This window comes from Arthrobacter oryzae (genome assembly GCF_031454875.1).
GTDB lineage: Bacteria > Actinomycetota > Actinomycetes > Actinomycetales > Micrococcaceae > Arthrobacter > Arthrobacter oryzae_D.
This window is the reverse complement of the sequence record NZ_JAVDRQ010000001.1, coordinates 173760-191465: the sequence shown is the minus strand read 5'-3', so window position 1 is coordinate 191465 and position 17706 is coordinate 173760. Positions and strand designations below refer to the sequence as shown.

At 66.1% G+C, this 17706-nt stretch carries 20 protein-coding genes; 8 read left to right on the top strand and 12 right to left on the bottom strand.

The window, feature by feature from the left end; genetic code table 11:
• Nucleotides 1–567 precede the first annotated feature (567 nt).
• Nucleotides 568–1002, bottom strand: a complete 435-nt coding sequence (locus J2805_RS00895) for a DoxX family protein (RefSeq protein ID WP_309967756.1) — start codon at nt 1000–1002, stop codon at nt 568–570.
• Between the two features lie 155 nt (nt 1003–1157).
• Here J2805_RS00895 and J2805_RS00890 point away from each other — a divergent pair, with 155 nt between their 5' ends.
• The 3 genes from J2805_RS00890 to J2805_RS00880 all read left to right on the top strand — a co-directional run bounded on the left by J2805_RS00890 (nt 1158) and on the right by J2805_RS00880 (nt 3633).
• Nucleotides 1158–2510: an MATE family efflux transporter gene (locus J2805_RS00890; RefSeq protein WP_309967752.1), complete on the top strand. Its 1353-nt coding sequence runs from the start codon at nt 1158–1160 to the stop codon at nt 2508–2510.
• Between the two features lie 79 nt (nt 2511–2589).
• Nucleotides 2590–3186 (top strand): hypothetical protein, encoded by a 597-nt coding sequence (locus J2805_RS00885; RefSeq protein WP_309967748.1) that lies wholly within the window; start codon nt 2590–2592, stop codon nt 3184–3186.
• Nucleotides 3187–3267: 81 nt separating this feature from the next.
• On the top strand, nt 3268–3633 hold the full coding sequence (locus J2805_RS00880) for a hypothetical protein (RefSeq protein ID WP_309967745.1): 366 nt from the start codon (nt 3268–3270) through the stop codon (nt 3631–3633).
• A 75-nt stretch (nt 3634–3708) separates the two neighbouring features.
• Here J2805_RS00880 and J2805_RS00875 read toward each other — a convergent pair whose 3' ends face one another.
• Nucleotides 3709–4251: a CGNR zinc finger domain-containing protein gene (locus J2805_RS00875; protein ID WP_309967741.1), complete on the bottom strand. Its 543-nt coding sequence runs from the start codon at nt 4249–4251 to the stop codon at nt 3709–3711.
• 116 nt (nt 4252–4367) lie between these two features.
• Here J2805_RS00875 and J2805_RS00870 point away from each other — a divergent pair, with 116 nt between their 5' ends.
• Nucleotides 4368–5402 (top strand): EamA family transporter, encoded by a 1035-nt coding sequence (locus J2805_RS00870; RefSeq protein WP_309969053.1) that lies wholly within the window; start codon nt 4368–4370, stop codon nt 5400–5402.
• 133 nt (nt 5403–5535) lie between these two features.
• Here the strand turns inward: J2805_RS00870 and J2805_RS00865 are convergent, their stop codons facing one another.
• Complete coding sequence (locus J2805_RS00865) at nt 5536–5802, bottom strand: hypothetical protein (protein ID WP_309967738.1); 267 nt, start codon at nt 5800–5802, stop codon at nt 5536–5538.
• Nucleotides 5803–6024: 222 nt separating this feature from the next.
• Here J2805_RS00865 and J2805_RS00860 point away from each other — a divergent pair, with 222 nt between their 5' ends.
• Nucleotides 6025–6297, top strand: coding sequence for a DUF2277 domain-containing protein (locus J2805_RS00860; RefSeq protein ID WP_309967734.1), 273 nt, complete (start codon nt 6025–6027; stop codon nt 6295–6297).
• On the opposite strand, the gene J2805_RS00855 is transcribed toward J2805_RS00860, so the two are convergent.
• The 9 genes from J2805_RS00855 to J2805_RS00815 form a co-directional block, all read right to left on the bottom strand.
• Nucleotides 6294–8621, bottom strand: a complete 2328-nt coding sequence (locus tag J2805_RS00855) for a heavy metal translocating P-type ATPase (RefSeq protein ID WP_396134197.1) — start codon at nt 8619–8621, stop codon at nt 6294–6296. The two genes, J2805_RS00860 and J2805_RS00855, sit on opposite strands and share 4 nt — an antisense overlap.
• Before the next feature lie 81 nt (nt 8622–8702).
• Nucleotides 8703–8933, bottom strand: coding sequence for a heavy-metal-associated domain-containing protein (locus tag J2805_RS00850; RefSeq protein ID WP_309967729.1), 231 nt, complete (start codon nt 8931–8933; stop codon nt 8703–8705).
• A gap of 76 nt (nt 8934–9009) precedes the next feature.
• Nucleotides 9010–9357, bottom strand: a complete 348-nt coding sequence (locus J2805_RS00845) for a metal-sensitive transcriptional regulator (protein WP_309967726.1) — start codon at nt 9355–9357, stop codon at nt 9010–9012.
• A gap of 96 nt (nt 9358–9453) precedes the next feature.
• Nucleotides 9454–10662: an MFS transporter gene (locus tag J2805_RS00840; RefSeq protein WP_309967723.1), complete on the bottom strand. Its 1209-nt coding sequence runs from the start codon at nt 10660–10662 to the stop codon at nt 9454–9456.
• A 219-nt stretch (nt 10663–10881) separates the two neighbouring features.
• Nucleotides 10882–11415 carry a DinB family protein gene (locus tag J2805_RS00835; protein WP_309967720.1) on the bottom strand — a complete coding sequence of 178 codons (534 nt, stop codon included), beginning with the start codon at nt 11413–11415 and terminating at the stop codon, nt 10882–10884.
• Nucleotides 11412–11918: a universal stress protein gene (locus J2805_RS00830; RefSeq protein ID WP_309967718.1), complete on the bottom strand. Its 507-nt coding sequence runs from the start codon at nt 11916–11918 to the stop codon at nt 11412–11414. Before J2805_RS00830 ends, J2805_RS00835 begins: the two co-directional genes overlap by 4 nt.
• Nucleotides 11919–12038: 120 nt before the next feature.
• Complete coding sequence (gene trxB / locus J2805_RS00825; RefSeq protein ID WP_309969051.1) at nt 12039–13016, bottom strand: thioredoxin-disulfide reductase; 978 nt, start codon at nt 13014–13016, stop codon at nt 12039–12041.
• Nucleotides 13017–13113: 97 nt separating this feature from the next.
• On the bottom strand, nt 13114–13467 hold the full coding sequence (locus J2805_RS00820) for a CU044_2847 family protein (RefSeq protein ID WP_309967715.1): 354 nt from the start codon (nt 13465–13467) through the stop codon (nt 13114–13116).
• Nucleotides 13464–15803, bottom strand: a complete 2340-nt coding sequence (locus J2805_RS00815; RefSeq protein WP_309967712.1) for a CHAT domain-containing protein — start codon at nt 15801–15803, stop codon at nt 13464–13466. The genes J2805_RS00820 and J2805_RS00815 overlap by 4 nt, the downstream gene beginning before the upstream one ends.
• Nucleotides 15804–16008: 205 nt before the next feature.
• On the opposite strand from J2805_RS00815, the gene J2805_RS00810 reads away from it, so the two are divergent.
• The 3 genes from J2805_RS00810 (at nt 16009) to J2805_RS00800 (ending at nt 17701) form a co-directional block, all read left to right on the top strand.
• Nucleotides 16009–16209 (top strand): hypothetical protein, encoded by a 201-nt coding sequence (locus tag J2805_RS00810; RefSeq protein ID WP_309967709.1) that lies wholly within the window; start codon nt 16009–16011, stop codon nt 16207–16209.
• A gap of 61 nt (nt 16210–16270) precedes the next feature.
• Nucleotides 16271–17404 carry a WD40/YVTN/BNR-like repeat-containing protein gene (locus tag J2805_RS00805; protein ID WP_309967707.1) on the top strand — a complete coding sequence of 378 codons (1134 nt, stop codon included), beginning with the start codon at nt 16271–16273 and terminating at the stop codon, nt 17402–17404.
• A 9-nt stretch (nt 17405–17413) separates the two neighbouring features.
• Nucleotides 17414–17701, top strand: a complete 288-nt coding sequence (locus tag J2805_RS00800) for a MoaD/ThiS family protein (protein WP_307050205.1) — start codon at nt 17414–17416, stop codon at nt 17699–17701.
• Nucleotides 17702–17706: the final 5 nt, after the last annotated feature.

Sequence of the window (17706 nt, the reverse complement as noted above, 5' to 3'; positions counted from 1 at the left end):
ACTGGAAAGCGGTAGTGCCTGCGTGGGCAGCCGGCACTGAACCGGCGCCCGTTGACTGCGGACGGGTCGCGGAGCGGCTGGCGTAACCGATTGCACGACGGCTCGCGTGCTCGGTCGCGCGGTTCGGCCCGCCAGACCCGCCCTTCGTGGCGCGTGCCGGTAGCTTCCTGGGTGCGGTGGTGCGGAAGTTACGTACTGATGAGGCCTGTATGGCCGTGTTGCATCGGAACAGGTTTATCAGTGGATCGTTTCAAAGGTCAAGGATTTTTGTGTGATTTCTGTGAGATTTTGTTAGGTGATGTCACAACTTAGTCATTTGTGTTCCGTAACTGAGTTGTCATCGGGGGTCGTCCGGACGTGCAGGGCGGACTTCGGGGCCGGCCGGGGGTCATGTCTCCGGGAGAGGCGAGGGCGAGGCCCGGGGCCGAATGCCGAGGAACAAACACCCGGAAGTCTCGGGTCAATATTCCCGAATGGGAATGCTTCCGATTCCGCCAAAAATGACGCCGGGCCGGCCACTGAGGTGACCGGCCCGGCGTGCGGATTCTTCGTAGCTGCGAACGCTGTTTAGGCGAGGACGCTGAGCTTCGAGTTGCTGCGGCCGAACAGGGCCCGGTCCACAGCTAGCTTGCCGGCACCGGTCAGGGCGATGGCCAGGGCTCCGGCGGCCAGCAACAGGACCAGTTCATAGCCACCCGTCGCGGCGAACACGCCGGCCGAGGCGTGCACCAGGAAGAGTGCGCCGAGCATGTCCACCGCGAGGAGGGCGGCGAAAACGCGCGTCAGCACCCCGAGGATCAGTGCAATGCCGCCGACAAGCTCGAGGGTGGCGACGGCGGGGGCCGCCAGTTCAGCTGCCGGTACGCCCATCTTCGCAAACGAGGCCTGGGTGCCGGCGATGGTCCACTCATTGAACTTCTGCCAGCCGTGGGCCGCGAAAAGGAAGCCAGCTATGACGCGCAGGATAGTGAGTGCTGTGGTGGTCAGGGTGGACTGGTTCATGGGAGTTTTACCATTTCGGAGATCGGTGGGACATTGCCGCACGCACCGCAAGGAACGCGCCATTGAAACTTCAATCATTAACCCTGCCAAGATTTAGTTGAAGAGTCAACCATATGAGGCGCCATGTGACGCGTCTCTCCCGCTAGGCTGGATCCGTGCCACAATCACCCGCCACCGCCGCAGCTCTTCCCGACGGCCGGAACACCCGCGAAATCCTCCGCCTCGCCGTCCCGGCGTTCGGAGCACTCATCGCAGAACCGCTTTTCCTGCTGGCGGATTCGGCCATCGTTGGCCACCTCGGAGTGGGGCAGCTGGCAGGGGTGGGGCTGGCGTCCGCAGTACTCCACACAGCCGTCGGGCTCATGGTGTTCCTGGCGTACTCCACCACCCCGGCGGTTGCCCGGGCCATCGGCGAGGGCAAGCTCCCTAAGGCGCTGGCGGCGGGCCGGGACGGCGTCTGGCTTGCCCTGGTCCTGGGCCTGGTGCTGGCGGCGGCAGGGTTTGCAGGTGCCGAGTTTCTGGTCGACCTGATGGGTGCTTCGGGCGATGTCCGGCAATTCGCCGTTGATTACCTCCGGTGGTCCATGCCCGGACTCGTGGCCATGCTGCTGATCTTCGCCGGAACCGGGGTGCTGCGGGGCCTGCAGGATACGCGGACCCCGCTGGCCGTGGCGTCGGCGGGCTTCACGCTTAACATTCTCCTCAACCTGGCCCTGGTCTACGGACTCAACTGGTCGGTGACCGGTTCCGCCGTGGGCACCAGCATCGCCCAGTGGGCCATGGCACTGGTGTATCTGGTCATTGTCCAGCGCAACGCCCGCGACCACGGCGTTTCGCTGCGGCCGGACTGGCGGGGAATGCGGGCCATGACCAAGGTGGGGTCCTGGCTCATGCTGCGGACCCTGAGCCTCCGCATCGCGATCCTGGCAACCGTCGTGGTGGTTACTGCCCAGGGCTCCGTGAACCTGGCAGCCCATCAGCTGGCCATGACCATCTTCACCTTCCTGGCGTTCGCCCTGGATGCCCTGGCCATCGCCGCCCAGGCCCTGATCGGCAAGGAGCTTGGTGCGGCCAACCCTGCCAAAGTGCGTGAGCTGACGCGGACAATGATCCGCTGGGGGGCAGGTTTTGGCGTGATCACCGGTGTGCTCCTGGCCATCGCGGCTCCGTGGGCAGGCGCACTGTTCACCTCCGACGCCGGCGTCCAGTCCGCGCTGATGCTCGCCTTGTGGGTGCTCGCCGTAAGCCAGCCGCTGGCCGGCTACGTCTTTGTCCTGGACGGCGTCCTCATCGGGGCCGGTGACGCGAAGTACCTGGCAATCGCCGGCGTCGCCAACCTTGCCGCGTATGCGCCACTGCTGGTTGCTGTGCGGCTCACCGCTGCCGACGGCGCCGCGGGGCTTGCGTGGCTGTGGGTGGCCTTTTCGCTGGGGTACATGACCGCCCGCGCGGTAACCCTTGGCCTGCGGGCGAGAACCAACAAGTGGATGGTGCTCGGTTCGTCGTAAGCAGGTTCTCCTGCCCGGTACTCCTGAAGGGTTATCCGGAGCGGTTCGCGCGGAATCCGCTGCGCACTAAACTGGACGCGTGACCCTCCCCGCATCTCCTGCCGATCCCGCTGCCCTCACCGCTCCCGCCGCGGACCTGTGGAAACCGGTGCTCACCAGGGCCCTGATAGCCCTTGCCTTCGGTGCGGCGACCATCTTTTGGGCCTCGCCGTCCGCATCCGAAATGGGCTGGGCGGGCGGAGTCTACCTGCTGGCCACCGGCGTGACGCTGATCCGCGGCATCGCACAGTTCGGCATCGGGGCCAAGCAGCCGGCCGGTAAGGTCATGGCGGCGGCCGGGGCTGCCATGACCGGAGCCGGTGTGGCCACAGCGTTCCTGGGCAGCGAACTTGTGTTCGGGGTCATCGTGGCGCTCGGCCTGGGTGTGCTTGGGGCTGTGGAACTCTATTTGGGCATCCTGTACCGCGGCCGCAGTGTCCTGGCCCGCGATTGGCTGGCCTCGGGCGTGATCGGTCTGGGAACCGCGGTGGCCTTACCGTTCTTTATCAGCCTCGGAGCACATGCCCTGCTCGGAGTAGCCGGCGGCGGAGCAATCATTTCCGGCGTTCTTTGGATCCTGGCGGCGCTGACCCTGCGGCACGATGCGCGGTCCGTTTCCAGTGAGGCCGTAAACTAGTACGGAACGGTTCTACTCCGTGTAGAACAATCGCTTGACTAATGCGGCAGGGCTCCGGCCGTGCCCACAGGAGGAAACACCTTGGCACACCAGAAACCAGGAGAACCGCGCAATCTGCGGACCTCGGTCAAGGGACCCCTCATGTTCTCCGCGTTCTGGGCTGTCCTGGCGTTCTTTGCTGTGCTGATCTTCGCCTCCGGAGGCAGCTCCCGGGCCCCTCGTTTCGACCTCGCCTTCACCGGCGCAGGCATTGCCTTTATCGTCACCCTGGTTATCGCCGCGATGCTCTCGATGAGCCACAAGGACAACGCCGACCACCTGGGCAAGGGGTCAGGGGTCAACCTCAGCTCCAAAAAATCCTCCGGCCACGGGGGCTACTCCGCCCGTTCGGAGCCCCAGGGTCCGGGGGTGGCGCCGGACTCCGCGCCCGGCGGCGACTCCCGGTAGTTCCGAGCGGTCGCCGCTTGCTGAGGGCCGCCGATCCAGCCGCCTGACGGCGTTCCAGCCGCCGGCCCCCGTTTCCTAGGAGACTGCCTTCCGCGCACGGTAGGCCGCGACGTGGGCCCGGTTGGCGCAGTTCCCGGTGTCGCAATACCGCTTGGACCGGTTACGGCTGAGGTCAAGGACCACTGCGTCGCAGTCGTCCGCGGCGCACACGAGCATCCGGTCCATTTCCTTGCTGCGGATCACGTCCACCAGTGCCATGGCGGCTTCGGTGCTCATTCTGTCCGCCAGGGGGGCTTCCCGCGTGGTGGCGTGCAGGTGCCAGTCCCATTCATCGTGCTTGATCAGTTGCGGCAGCGCATTGGCCTCGCGGAGCAGCCGATTGACCGTTTCGACGGCCGAGTCCTCATCCATGGTCCAGAGCTCGGTGAGCTGGCCCCGCAGCTTATGGACGCTGGCCAGTTCAGCCGTGTCCCGCGCCCTCGCGCCGGAAAAGCCTTCCTCGTGGAGGAAGTGGTCCAGATCCCCGATCGTGGCGAGGTGCTCTTCGCCGTTGGCAGCGCTGTTGATCAGCCTCACTACGGTGCGAAGCGCGACTTCAGTGTCAGGGGCAAAAACCATCTTGACTCCTTACAGGGTCCGGGCGTAATGTCATGACCATTACCCCACTTTACTCCTGACAGGAGGCAGCCGTGCCTGCCGTAAGCAAACGCGCCGAAGCGTCCGCCAAGGGCGCTATACCCGGGCAGGGCGTTACCCGAGGGCCCGCTGCCGGCTTTTTGGCGTCCGGGCTCGGCGTTGCGCTGTTCTCTTCGGCGGTTTTCGGTCTTTCCGGATCGTTTGCGAAAGCCCTGCTCGAAACCGGCTGGACTCCCGGCGCGGCCGTGACGGCCCGCCTCACCGGAGCGGCGATAATTCTGGCCGTCCCGGCTGTCCCCGCCCTGCGCGGCCGATGGCACCAGCTCAGGGACAACTGGCTGACCATCCTCCTGTTCGGACTCATCGGCGTGGCGGCCTGCCAGCTCTTCTATTTCAACGCAGTGGCGCGGCTGTCAGTAGGGGTTGCCCTGCTCCTCGAATACCTGGCCCCGGTGATTATCGTGCTCTGGCTGTGGGCGGCGAGCCGCCGGCGTCCACGCCCCCTGACCATTGCGGGAACGCTGCTTTCACTGGGCGGGCTGATCCTGGTGTTGGACCTGACGGGTGCAGTGAAGATCGATGTCATCGGTGTCCTTTGGGGAATCGCCGCTGCCGTCTGCCTGGCCATCTACTTCTTCATCACGGCCAGGGAAAATGACACGCTGCCTCCGATTGTCCTGGCATCGGGCGGCCTCATGGTCGGTGCCGCGGTGATGTGGCTGGCCGCCGCCACTGGCCTTCTGCCCATGGCGTTCAGTACGGCAGACACCAAGCTGGGGCCCTGGGTTACGCCCTGGTGGGTTTCGCTGGGTGGCTTGATTGTCATGGCCACCGTCCTTGCGTACGTCTCGGGCATCGTTGCCGCGCGGGCGTTGGGTTCCAAGGTGGCATCCTTCGTGTCACTCACCGAAGTGCTCTTTGCCGTTATCTGGGCCTGGCTCCTGCTCGGTGAACTTCCCGGGCCCATCCAGCTCCTCGGCGGTGTGCTGATTGTTGGCGGGGTGGTTCTGGTCCGGGTGGACGAACTCCGGAGCTCACGGACAGTGGCTGCAGCAGCGGGCGGCTCCGACTCGGCCGTGGCCGAAAGGCCGGCGCCACTGGATCACGCGAACGACGTCGAACCCGTCCCCTAAGGCATTAAGACCTAACGTGATGGCGGGCCTCCGGCCTCCTTTTAGAAGCAGGATGCCGCCGGATTTAAAAGCGGGATGCCCCGGACGCTTAGTTGCGTCCGGGGCATCCAACGGCCAGTCTCTGGCGGGAGGCCTAGCTCTGGGAGGCCTCTTCCTGCTGGGAAGCGTTCTTGTTGGCCTGCTTGCCGGCCTCTTCCAGCGCACGCGCCACCCGGGCCAGGTCAGAAACGTGCGAACCGTTCCATTCCTGGCGGAACTTGTCCGCGTCCGGGCCCATCCAGTCAGTGCTGTCGAGAGCCCTCGTCAGCAGCGACTTCTGCTTCTCAATCTCGGACGAACCAGCCTGCAGCTTGCTTCCGAGCGCCTTCAGCTGAGCGGTATCTGCACCCCAAATAGGCATTGGTTTTCTCCTTTAGTCAACGGACCCGATCCGATCGGCTCCCCAGCGGCCCCCGGCTCTTCCGGAAGATCCATTACCTAGAAACTATCCCGCGGCCCAACCCGCCGTCGATGGGCACCGCTCCCCATGCAGCACCGCCCATGCGGGCTGCGCCAGGTTGACGGATCACCGAATGGCTACTCGGGCCTCGATCCCAGGCGGTCCAGAGCCTAGCATGGACGTATGTGCCGAAACATCCGGACCCTGCATAATTTCGAGCCCCATGCCACGTCGGCCGAGGTGGAAGCCGCTGCCCTGCAGTATGTGCGCAAAATCAGCGGCAGCACCAAACCGTCCAAAGCGAACGAGGAGGCGTTCAACCGCGCCGTGCACGAGATTGCCCACGCCACCCAGCACCTCCTCGATTCACTGGTGACGCACGCCCCGGCGAAAGACCGGGACGAGGAGGCAGCCAAGGCGCGCGCCCGCTCAGCCGTCCGCTTCGGGGCCGCCTAAGCTGCGCGGCCGGCCGGGGAGGGCCGGCCGAAGCCACGGAGCCGCAACGAGTTGGTTACCACCAGCACGGAACTCGCGGCCATCGCCGCGCCGGCAATCATCGGATTCAGCAACCCCAGTGCCGCCACCGGAATGCCGACGGCGTTGTAGAAGAATGCCCAGAACAAATTGGTCTTGATGGTGGCCAGTGTCCGCCGGGACAGCTCGATGGCCTGCGCCACCTGTCCGAGGTCGTTGCCCATTACGGTGAGGTCTGCCGCTTCGATGGCCACATCCGTCCCCGACCCCATCGCGATGCCCAGATCGGCCTGAGCCAGGGCCGCGGCATCATTCACGCCGTCGCCAGCCATGGCAACCGTGGCGCCGCCAGCCTGCAGTTTTCGCACGGCTTCGACCTTGCCCTCCGGCAGCACGCCTGCGAACACATCCTCCGGAGCGATGCCGACGGCGGCTGCCACCTGCGCGGCCACTGCCGCGTTGTCGCCGGTCAGGAGCATCGGCCGGAGGCCCAATTGCTTCAGTCGCGAAATCGCGGCCGCCGAGCCCGGCTTGATGGTGTCCCGGAGCGAGAGAATTCCCGCCGGCTGCCCGTCCAGGGCAACCCAGATGGCGGTGGCCCCGGACTCTTCGGCGGTCCGTAGCGCTTCCTGCTGCTCCGCTGTGACCGGTATGTCGTTTGATCGCAGCCATCCCGTCCGCCCGGCCGTAACCAACCGGCCGGCCACGCGGCCGGAGACCCCGCCGCCCGGGGCGGACCGGAAGTGCTCGACGGCGGGAAGCCGCCCGCCGTCGTCATTCGTGCGCTCCGCGGACAGTGCAGCAGCCGCGATCGCATGGGCAACGGGGTGCTCGGACGAGGCCTCAACCGCGCCGGCAAGGCGCAATACGTCGGCGCTGCTGTTCGCGCCGAAAGCGTGGATGGCGTCAACGGCGAGACGTCCAGTGGTCACTGTTCCGGTCTTGTCCAGCAGGATGGTGTCAACGGTGCGCGTGTCTTCAAGAACCTGCGGGCCCTTGATCAGAATCCCGAGCTGGGCGCCGCGGCCTGTACCCGTGAGCAGGCCCACGGGAGTGGCCAGCCCCAGCGCGCAGGGGCAGGCGATGACCAGTACCGCCACAGCGGCGGTGAAGGCCGCGCGCAATTCCGCATCCGTGATGGCGGGAGCGGCAAGGAGCAGCCAGGCGCCGAAAGTGAGGACGGCGATGACCAGCACAATCGGAACGAACACTGCGCTGATGCGGTCCGCAAGACGTGCGATGGGGGCCTTTCCGGTCTGCGCCTGGGAAACCAGCCGCGCCATCTGGGCGAGTGTGGTCTCCGAGCCTACCCGGGTGGCTCGGACCAGGAGGCGGCCGGACGTGTTGATCGTGGCACCCGTGACAATACTGTCCGGACCCACTTCAACCGGTACTGACTCACCCGTGACCAGGGAGGCATCCACGGCGGAGGCGCCGTCGACCACTACGCCGTCGGTGGCGATCTTTTCACCCGGGCGGACCACCATAACGTCCCCCACCACCAGCTGATCGGCCGGAATCTTCAGTTCCTCGCCTTCTGCCAGCACCGTGGCATCTTTGGCACCCAGGTTCAACAGAGCCTTGAGGGCGTCGCCCGCTTTCTGCTTGGCGTTTGCTTCCAGGTAGCGGCCCAGGAGGAGGAAGGTGGTGACCACGGAGGCCACTTCGAAGTACAGGCCGCCCGATCCCATTTCCATGCCGGGGTGTTCGGTCATGCGCGGCTCGACCAGTAATTGCCAGGCGGAGAACACGTAGGCGGCAATAACGCCGATGGAGACCAGGGTGTCCATTGTTGAGGCGAAGTGCCGGGCGTTGACGGCCGCTGCCCGGTGGAAGGGCCACGCCGCCCAGCTCACCACGGGCAAGGCCAGGACGCCCACAACCCAGCCCCAGTTGGCGAACTGGAACGCCGGGAACATCGAAATCACAAAGACCGGGACTGTCAAGGCTGCCGCTACCATAAGCCGCGGCCTGAGTTGGGTGGCGGCACCACCGTGAGCCATATGGTCAGTAGCGCCACCGGCGACATGCTCTGCATGCTCGGTCGCGGGCTGCACGCCGAGCGCATCCGTTTCGTGGCCGGAACCGTGGCTTGGGTAGCGCGGCGGGCGGACCTTTGCCTTGTAGCCTGCCGCTTCCACTGTGGCCGTGATCTGTTCGTCGGTGATGCCGGCCGGGACGGTGACCTGGGCCGACTCGAGGGGCAGGTTTACTGAGGCCTCCACGCCGTCGAGCTTTCCGAGCTTGCGTTCCACCCGGCTGACGCAGGAAGCGCAGGTCATGCCTTCGATGTCCAGTTCAATCATCCGGTTTCCCGGTTGGTGCAGCACTTGCTCGTTATTCAAGGTGTGTCCTCAGTGGTCCTGTGTCCTGGTGGAGGGGGCGGTTCAAGCGTCGTTGGCCACCACGAGGTAGCCGGCCTCAGCCACTGCTTCTCCGATTTCGGAGCGGGAGAGCGCCTTTTCGGAAGTGATGGTGACGGTGGAGATTCCGCCCGCGTTGAGGTCGACGTCGACCGCTTCGACGCCTTCGAGTGCTTCGAGTTCTTCACTTACGGAGGAGATGCAGTGTCCGCAGGTCATGCCGGAGACATTGACGGTGGTGGATACGGGGCTCATGGTTTGCTCCTTGAATTTGGCGGTGCCGGACTGGCCCGGCCGGATCAGTCCGAAGGTGTGGCGGGCAGGGTTGGGGCTACCGCAGCAGGCGCCCGATGGCATCGGTGGCCTCCTTGACCTTGAAGTCGATGGCTTCAGCGCGGAGTGCAGGATCCGGCTCGGAGGCGGCTCCGACAACGCAATGGCCAATATGCTCCTCGACGAGGCCGAGGCTCACTGCGTGCAGGGCTTTGTTCACCGCCGCAACCTGGGTCAGGATGTCGATGCAGTACTTGTCCTCATCCACCATCCGGGCGATTCCGCGGACCTGGCCTTCGATGCGTTTGAGCCTGCGCAGGTAGGCCTCTTTGTTGGAGGCATAGCCGTGCTGGGGGACGGCTTCGTCGTCTGCAGTCCGTATGGCAGCTTCTTCAGGTGAGTCCATGTCCTCAACATATACCCCTCAGGGGTATTAAACAAGTACCCCCAGGGGGTATCGTGTGACACCTCCGGCCGGCGTTTCCGGTTCAGGGTGTTCGGGTCAGCGCTCCGAACCGATGGGCCCCGTTGGAGATCCGCTGCGCCCTATGCTGCCGACGCCGAGCAAGGAAGTAGCGGCGACTGCAGCGGCGAGAACCCCCAGTCCGAGGGGCAATGCGGAAGCTGTGGCCACGGCGCCTACGAGGAGGGGACCGCCGGCGTCGCCGAGTTCCCGTCCCAACTCTGCTGAGCCCATGGTCCGGCCCAGCCGCTCGGGCGGAGTGGTGGCGGCGAGGTGGGCGAACCCCAGCGGCGTAGCGGTGCCGATGCCCACTCCTATGGCCGCAGCCGCGGCGAAGATGGTAACCGGCCCGGGAAGGAGCGCCACGGCGGCAACTCCGGCGGCCGTGAGCAGCAGCCCTGCGGTCATTCCCGGACCGTCGGGGAGCCGGCCCTGATCGCGCAGCCGGCCTATCCAGGGCTGGGTGGCGGCGGATGTGAGTGCCAGCAGGCTGACGGCGGCCACGGCGGCTACGGGATCCAGGCCGTGCCGGGTGGCCAGTGCGGGGAGGAAGCCAATGGCTGTGCCCAGGGCTCCGGTGGCTGCCGCCAGGACGAGTGTGGGGACCAGGAAACTGCGGTGCGTTACCTGCCGGGCAAGGTCCAGCAGCGTGTAACGGGGCCTGGGCAGAGGGTCAATCCGGGGCAGCGCCGCCATCGCCCACACTGCGGTGCCTGCCGCCAGGATCCCCAGGGCGGCGAAGAGAAGAGGGAATCCGCCCAGGAAAATCAGGGCCGCGCCGATCAGCGGACCCGCAACATAGCCCAGGCTTTTCCACGAGCCGTACCGGCCGAAGTACGTGCCGGCGTTGCGGCCGGCAAGCCTCGCCACCATCGCGGAGGAGGCCGGTGAAAAGGCCGAGGCGGCCGCGCCTTGGCCGACTCTGGCAAGGCCGAGCATGAGGGGATTTGCCCCCCACAGTCCGATCAGCGACATCAGGGCGAACGCGAAGAGGCCCGCCACGATCACCGGTTTGGTGCCAATGCGGTCGCTCAGGGCGCCGAACACCGGTTTTAGGACAACCTCCGCCAGGTCATAGACGGCCAGCAGGATGCCCAGATTGAGCAGGCTCAGGCCGATATCCCCGCTGTGGGCGCCCATTCCGGCCGCGATGCTGTGCGCCCCGAACGCTGTGACGAATCCGGCGGCGTACAGCGGGGCGGACGTTGCGGCGGTGGCGGCGGGTGATTGGCCTGGCGCTGTGGTCACGGAATTGTTCCTGAGGGGCGTACGGAGCCGCGAGGGACGCTGGCCGGACATTAAAAAGCTCCGGAGTGCGTTATTGGGGGATACGCACTCCGGAGCAGCTTTTGGGGCAGGTACAACATCTTCCTGCGAAATCCAGCATACTTGGCGGCCGCGGTTGGCGCTACCACCGTGAATAACTACTTTCGCTTTAGTTTTACAGGGTCTTTCGTCCCGACTTTTTCAGGGTGCCCACTCGGGCCCGAAACTGAGCTGTGTGGCATGGAAGTCAAAGTGCAGGATGGGGTAGGCATACAGATCCGCCATGGACATCCATGGCTTGAAGAAAGGGTCCCAGCGGTCAGGAAAAGACATTCCCCGGGCCATCGATGCAGCTGACTCGCCCTCCATTTGCCGCTCCAGCGCCCGCGTCACGCGCCGGAGCTTGGCCGCCATCCGCTTCCGATTGAAGACGGTGGCTGCCGCTTTGGACCCCAAGTAATTAACGACGTCGAACGGTCCGATTCCGCCGTTGAGCAGCCGGGCGAATCCCCGGCTGAACGGGGCCGGAAGGGCCGCGAACACGCGAACCAGCGGCAGCAGGGCCTGCACCACCATGTAGCCGAAGACCATGTGAAAAAGGAGCTCCTCATTGGTCCAGCGGGTGCCTGAGCTGCGGCGGCGGAGGTCCGCGTCGGACGCGGTGGCCAGCCAAAGCTCGAGTTCCCTGCAGTTGCGCCCGTAACCGTGATGAATGGTGCCCGGAGCTGCGGTCACTCGGGTCCGTCCCGATGGGCACTCATGCGGGCGGGCACAACGAGGACGGGGCGGTCCTGGTGGCGGGTCAGCCACGCGGCCACGGAACCGTTCAGGGCTGCCGAGATGCGGTGTCCGATTCCTCGCTCGGGCGTGCCCACGATGATCATGGGGGCGCTGACCTCAGCCGCCACGTGTCCCAGGGCGCGCGCCGGGTCTCCGGCCAAGATCCGGAGCGTCCATTCGACCGGCTTCCCGGCGCAGGCTGCCCCTACAACGCCGCGGAGTTCTTCGCTGACCGCTCGGACATCGGCGTCGTCCTTGTCCGGGTGCAGGGACAGTCTGTGTGCTGACCGCGCCGGGTCCCACTCGACCAAGTAGCTTGCCTCGTCCACGTAGGCGCACAGCAAGGGCAGACCCATCCGTTCTCCCAGGCCGGTGGCCGCGCGCAATACCTCCGCATGCTGGCCGGGCAGCACCCCGACCACCAAGGGAGGCGGCCCGCTGAAGCGTTCAGGAGACATACTCCATTGTGGCCCTGCCTGCGGCGCTTGAACAGCACTGCCCGCGGCACGGGACGCGGTCAGGCTGTGGCTGCGTCAATGCCCGTTCCACACCTCGGTCCGCTTCAATTACGGCGTGGGTCAGGCGTGGGTGGGTTCTTCCACCAGCGCAGTGGCGATGCTGTCCGCGTCCGCTAGCGCGGCAAGGTAGCGTTCGGCGTCGAGGGCGGCGGCGCAGCCGGTGCCGGCGGCGGTGATGGCCTGGCGGTAGCGGTGGTCCACGGCGTCCCCGCACGCGAAGACCCCGGTGAGGTTGGTGACCGTGGTGGGGGCATCGACCTTGATGTAGCCCTCGGCATCGAGGTCCACCTGCCCGGCCACGAGTTCGGTGCGCGGCAGGTGCCCGATCGCTACGAAGATGCCGGTGGCGGCCTGTTCGCGGGTTTCGCCGGTGCGGGTGTCCTTCAGCGTCACGCCGGTGACCTTGCCGTCGCCGTGGATGGCGCTGACGGCGGAGTGCCAGGCGAAGCTGATCTTCGGGTTGTCCTTGGCGCGCTGGGCCATGATCCGGGAGGCGCGGAGTTCTCCCTTGCGGACCACGACGGTCACGGACCGCCCGAAGCGGGTCAGGAAGGTCGCTTCCTCCATCGCCGAGTCGCCGCCGCCGACGACGATGATGTCCTGGTCACGGAAGAAGAACCCGTCGCAGGTGGCGCACCAGGAGACGCCGTGGCCGCTGAATGTCTTCTCCTCCGGCAGGCCGAGTTCCTTGTACGCGGAGCCGGTGGCGAGAATGACCGCCGGGGCCTCGTGCGTGTCGCCGGCGCCGGTGACCACCCGCTTCAGGTGCCCGGTCAGCGTCACCTCCGTGACGTCGTCGAACACTACCTGCGCGCCGAACCGTTCCGCCTGCTGCTGCAGCCCGTCCATGAGTTCCGGTCCCTGGATGCCGGCGGGGAAGCCCGGAAAGTTCTCCACCTCGGTGGTGTTCATCAGCGCACCGCCGGCGGTGACCGACCCGGCCAGAACCAGGGGCTTCAGGCCCGCCCGGGCAGCGTAGATCGCTGCAGTGTAGCCTGCGGGACCGGACCCGATGATGATCAGCTGTTGGGTGGTCACTTCTTTGGTGCTCACGGACGGCTCCTAACGGTGGGCGAATAATCGATTTCGGGCTTGCCGTGCCCAATAACGTGGGATCAGGCCCACACTTTAGGCCCTAGTCAGGGTCGTCCGCGTCCTCCTGCGCCTCCTTGGGGCGACGCCAGGTCAGCGTCACGGTGAAGTTCGAGCTGGTGCTGGCAGCCGCAATAAATGCTCCGGCCTCCGCATGCAGGTCCAGTCCGAACTTGACCGAGACCTCATCCGGTTTGTTGGGGAGGCCCAGGAGTTCTTCCACGACGCCCTGGACCGCCGGCCGGATGTTGCTGAGCGCACGCTCAAAGGTCTGCTGTGCCCGTGCGAACATGCCGGCTTGGCCACCGCCGCGCGTCACCAGGCCGCCCGTGTTATCTGACACTTCCAGGAGCACGGTCCCGCCGCTGTCCGTTGGAAATTCCACCAGCCGTGTCATCGCTTGTCCTTCCCGTTCCGCCTGCCGCCAACATTCCGTGTGAGCCCCAGTCCGAGGAATACCAAGCCGCAAGCAGCAACGGTCGCGTTTTGGATTACGAACACCACCGCGCGGGCTGAAAGGTCCTCACCGGGAATCCAGATCAGTGGCAGCGTGACAAGGCAGGCCAGCAGAAGCCAGCCGGCCAGGACCGGCGCGTCAGGGGCCCGGATGGCCAGAATGCCGGCCCACAGACCGAAGGCTGCCTGGACGAGGGTGCTGGCCGTGGCCGCCCACAGCAGATCAGGTTCAAAGCCCACAACTCCGAGCAGGGCACCGGCTCCGATCGCAACGGCCAGTGCCACCCGTCCGGTTTCCGTCCGCTCCGGGAGCCCTGCGAGCAGCAGCAGCAGGTAACCTGCCGGGGCCAGCAGTGCGTACGCCAGGCGCACGCTGACTTCTCCGCCGTTGTACCACCATCCCTCCTCGTCGAACCAGTTGAGGTAGGTGAAGAAGGCGGCCAAGAGCCCGCCTGCCACCGCCAGCACTATTCCTCCGGCGGCCAGCAATCGCGGATCAGGGCTTCCGGCCGCAGGCCGCGGTTCCTGCGGTGACGCAGGTCTGTCAGCTTCGCTCCGGGGGAGTCGGCCCTGCTGGGCGGCTCGCTGCGCCAACCGCAATTCCTCGCTTTCCCGGCGCAGTTCGCTCCGCGCCTTCGTCGCGAGCCCGTCCGGATCGGAGGCGCCGGGATCCAGGCTGTATAGCTCCGCCGCCACGTCCACCGCGGCTTGCCAGCTTCCGCTGCCGGCGTGATACTCCAGCTCACCCTGCAGGTCGGCTATCCGCTGCCGCTTGGCGCACTCCAGCTCACGCCTGGCGGCGTCCGGAAAATCGGGATCATCCTTGACTGCGGCGAAACCGCTGGCTGCCGCCGTCCATTCCCCGGCGTCTTCTGCTTCGCGGGCCTGGCGGTACTCCTCCGAACGTTCCAGGTGCCGCGCCGCGGAAGCACGGAGTACCGACGCGTCCCGGTAGCCGCCGTCAAGAGTCAGCAGATCATCGAACAGTTCGATCGCGACAGGATAGTGCTTGGTACGGAGCTCAGCGCAGGCCTGGACATACAGGGCGCGGAGTTCGGCCTGCCGGACCCGTGCAGCGGAGGGCTCTGTTGACTCCGCCGGACTGTCACTGGGCGCGACGGTGCCGGGACCGGCCGGGCCGGGAGTGTTCTTCGCTGCAGGCCGAGCGGCTGCCTTCAGATTGAACAACTGCGTGTCTCCGCCCCGCACATAGAGTGCGGGAGTCACCCACTCGAGGGTTCCGTCAGGGCTCCCCATAACGGAAATCCGCCCCACCCGGGCGGCCTCGTCAACGCCGCGGCCGTTTGCGATGGCCGCATAAAAGCCCTGGGCGAATGCGATCGCTGCGCCGTCGCTGATGGCGAACTGCATGGCCGCCACGGCGCTGATGCCGCTGCGGACCAGTGTGGACGCCGTGCCGGAAAAGAGATCCTCCCGGCCGGTCTCCCCGGACGAGCAGGAATTCAGGACCACCAGCCGGGGACGTGGCACAGCAACGCTCAACAGTGCCATCAGGCGGATGGCCCGCACCATGGAAGCGCGGCCGTCAGGCCCGGTCAGGGCGATTCGGCCTTCATCGTTCCTGGCGTCGTAGTCACCATGGCCGATGAAGTGGACTACATGCCACGGGCCCTGAAGCAACATCGACTGGACGTCTTCCCAACTTCCTCCCGGCGCCCACGCAAGCTCAATCCGGCCCTCGGAAATCGGCCCGGCCAAGGCCGCGGTGAGATGGTTGCGTTCCGCATCGACGTTCAGCGGTGCGAGGTCGCGCGGAGAAGCTATCAGACCCAGAATCCGAAGCGGAGGGACGATTTCCAGCGGGTTGAGGTGATAGTCCGGCGCGGGAACATGGCGAAGCAGCGGCTCCGTCTGACACAGGTAGCTTTCGGTCTCCGGGTCGTACAGCATTTCCCACGGCATGGCAGCCAGTTCCGGGGCTGCGAGGCGAAGCACTACGCGGAGCTGCTGTCCGCTGTGCTGGGCAGCGCCCAGGCTGGCCCGGTACGTTCCGTAGACTTCGCGGGTAAACAGGGCCTGAAAGAGTTCCTGGCCCACCCCCCGGACCGGAAGTTCGGCGACTGGCGTGGTGCGGCGGGCCGCCACGGCCGAGGCGAGGACGGTGGCCTCCAGTTCACCGCGGCGTTCCAGGATCCGGTCAACATCCAGCCGGAATATCCCCGAAGCGTTGCCTCCGGCCGGCGCTTGGATCACGCGCACCGAGTACTCACCGCGCGCGGAACCCGGCGCGAGTTCGAGCTCGATGTCACCGTCCATGGCAACCTTCTCATCGCTGTGCGGAGTGCCTGGCGGAGGGCGTCCGCCCGGTACTTCGGGCGTGCGGACCGCACTACAACACAAGACTGGCGCACCGGAACTGCAGGCACAAGGGGCAGCCGCCACGCGCGTCACACCGCCATTGGACCCTTGTACAGCCCTCGGCCGCGGAATAACGTTGAGCCATAGGGAGAGGTGGTCCGCGGTGGAAATCTACATGTGGTGGCTTGATCTGGATCTCGATAGCAAGGAATGGCTGCGCGAGAACCTTCGCACGGAGGAATTGCCGCTGCCCGTGCTCCAGGGAATTGCCGAGGCCGGCGGCCCGCACCCGGACACTCCCACCGGAGTCCTCACGGACGCTGACTGGGACTTCATCGAGACGCAGTCCGAATTCGTGGACTGACCTCCGAAGGCGCAGATTGCCGCACTGAAACCATTGCGGGCCCCCGGGCTCGGGTGGTTGCATGGGTGGCATGGCCACTGATGAGAGTTATGTCCTAGCGATCGGAACGAAAAAAGGGCTGTGGCTGGCAACCAGCCAGGACCGGCGCGAATGGTCCTTCTCCGGCCCTCACTTCCTGATGAGCGAGGTCCCCAGCATCGCGATCGATACCCGCAATGGCCGGACCCGCATCATGGTGGGTGTCCGCTCCGAGCACTGGGGCCCCACCGTTGCGCATTCGGATGACCTGGGTGCGACCTGGACCGAACCGGAACAGGGCGCCATCAAGTTCCCGGAGGGCACCGACGCCGCCGTGGAGCGCATCTGGCAGATCTATCCCGACGCCGAATCCCGACCCGGCGTGGTCTGGGCCGGCGCTGAGCCCATCTCGGTGTGGAAATCCACCGACGGCGGCGAACACTTCGAGCTGAACCGCGGCCTCTGGGACCACCCGCACCGCAGCGAATGGGGTGCCGGCTACGGCGGAGCAGCGGCCCACTCAATCGTCGTGGATCCCTCCGGGGACAAGGTCCACGTCGCCATGAGCACTGGCGGCGTGTACAGGTCACTCGACGGCGGCGATTCCTGGGAGCCTCGGAACAAGGGAATATCGGCCTACTTCATGCCGGATCCCAACCCCGAATTCGGCCAGTGCGTCCACAAGATCGCGGCGGATGCCGCCGTCGAAGGCCGCCTCTACGCACAGAACCACCACGGCGTGTACCGAACGGACGACAACGGCGAGAACTGGGAATCGATCGCCGAGGGACTCCCGGCTGATTTCGGTTTTGTGATGCTGACGCATCCCCGGCGTGCGGGCACCGCATGGGTGGTCCCGCTGAAGGCCGACGGCGAACGCATCCCCCCGGACGGCAAGCTCGCCGCCCACCGGACGGATGACGCCGGCAACACCTGGAAGCGCCTTGACTCCGGGCTCCCCCAGGGCGAATACAACGCGGTGCTCCGTGACGCTGCCTCGGTGGATTCCGCGGAACCGGCCGGGGTGTACTTCGGAACGCGCGGCGGTTCGGTCTACGCCAGCCCGGACGAAGGCGAGCACTTCACCGAAGTGGCCTCACACCTGCCGGACGTTTTGTGTGTCCGCGCCGCTGTGGTGTCCGCTGCCCTGGTGCCCGGCGCTCCGGTACCCGCTTAAGGGTCCGTTGTGGCTGACATCAGCGTGGTGCTGCCCAGCGTCCTCCAGCCGCTCGCCGGCGGGCAGTCCATCCTGACTGCGCCCGCCGACGGGGCGGTGACTGTGGGTTTCCTGCTGGACTCGCTGGCCGGTGACTATCCCGTGCTGGCGAGGCGGTTGAGGGATGAAACCGGCGCCCTGCGCCGCTACGTGAATATTTACGTGAACGGTGACGAGGTCCGGCGCTTGCGGGGACTGGAAACTGAAGTGGCTGCCGGTCAGGAAGTGGTGATCATCCAGTCCGTGGCCGGCGGCTGAAGAGC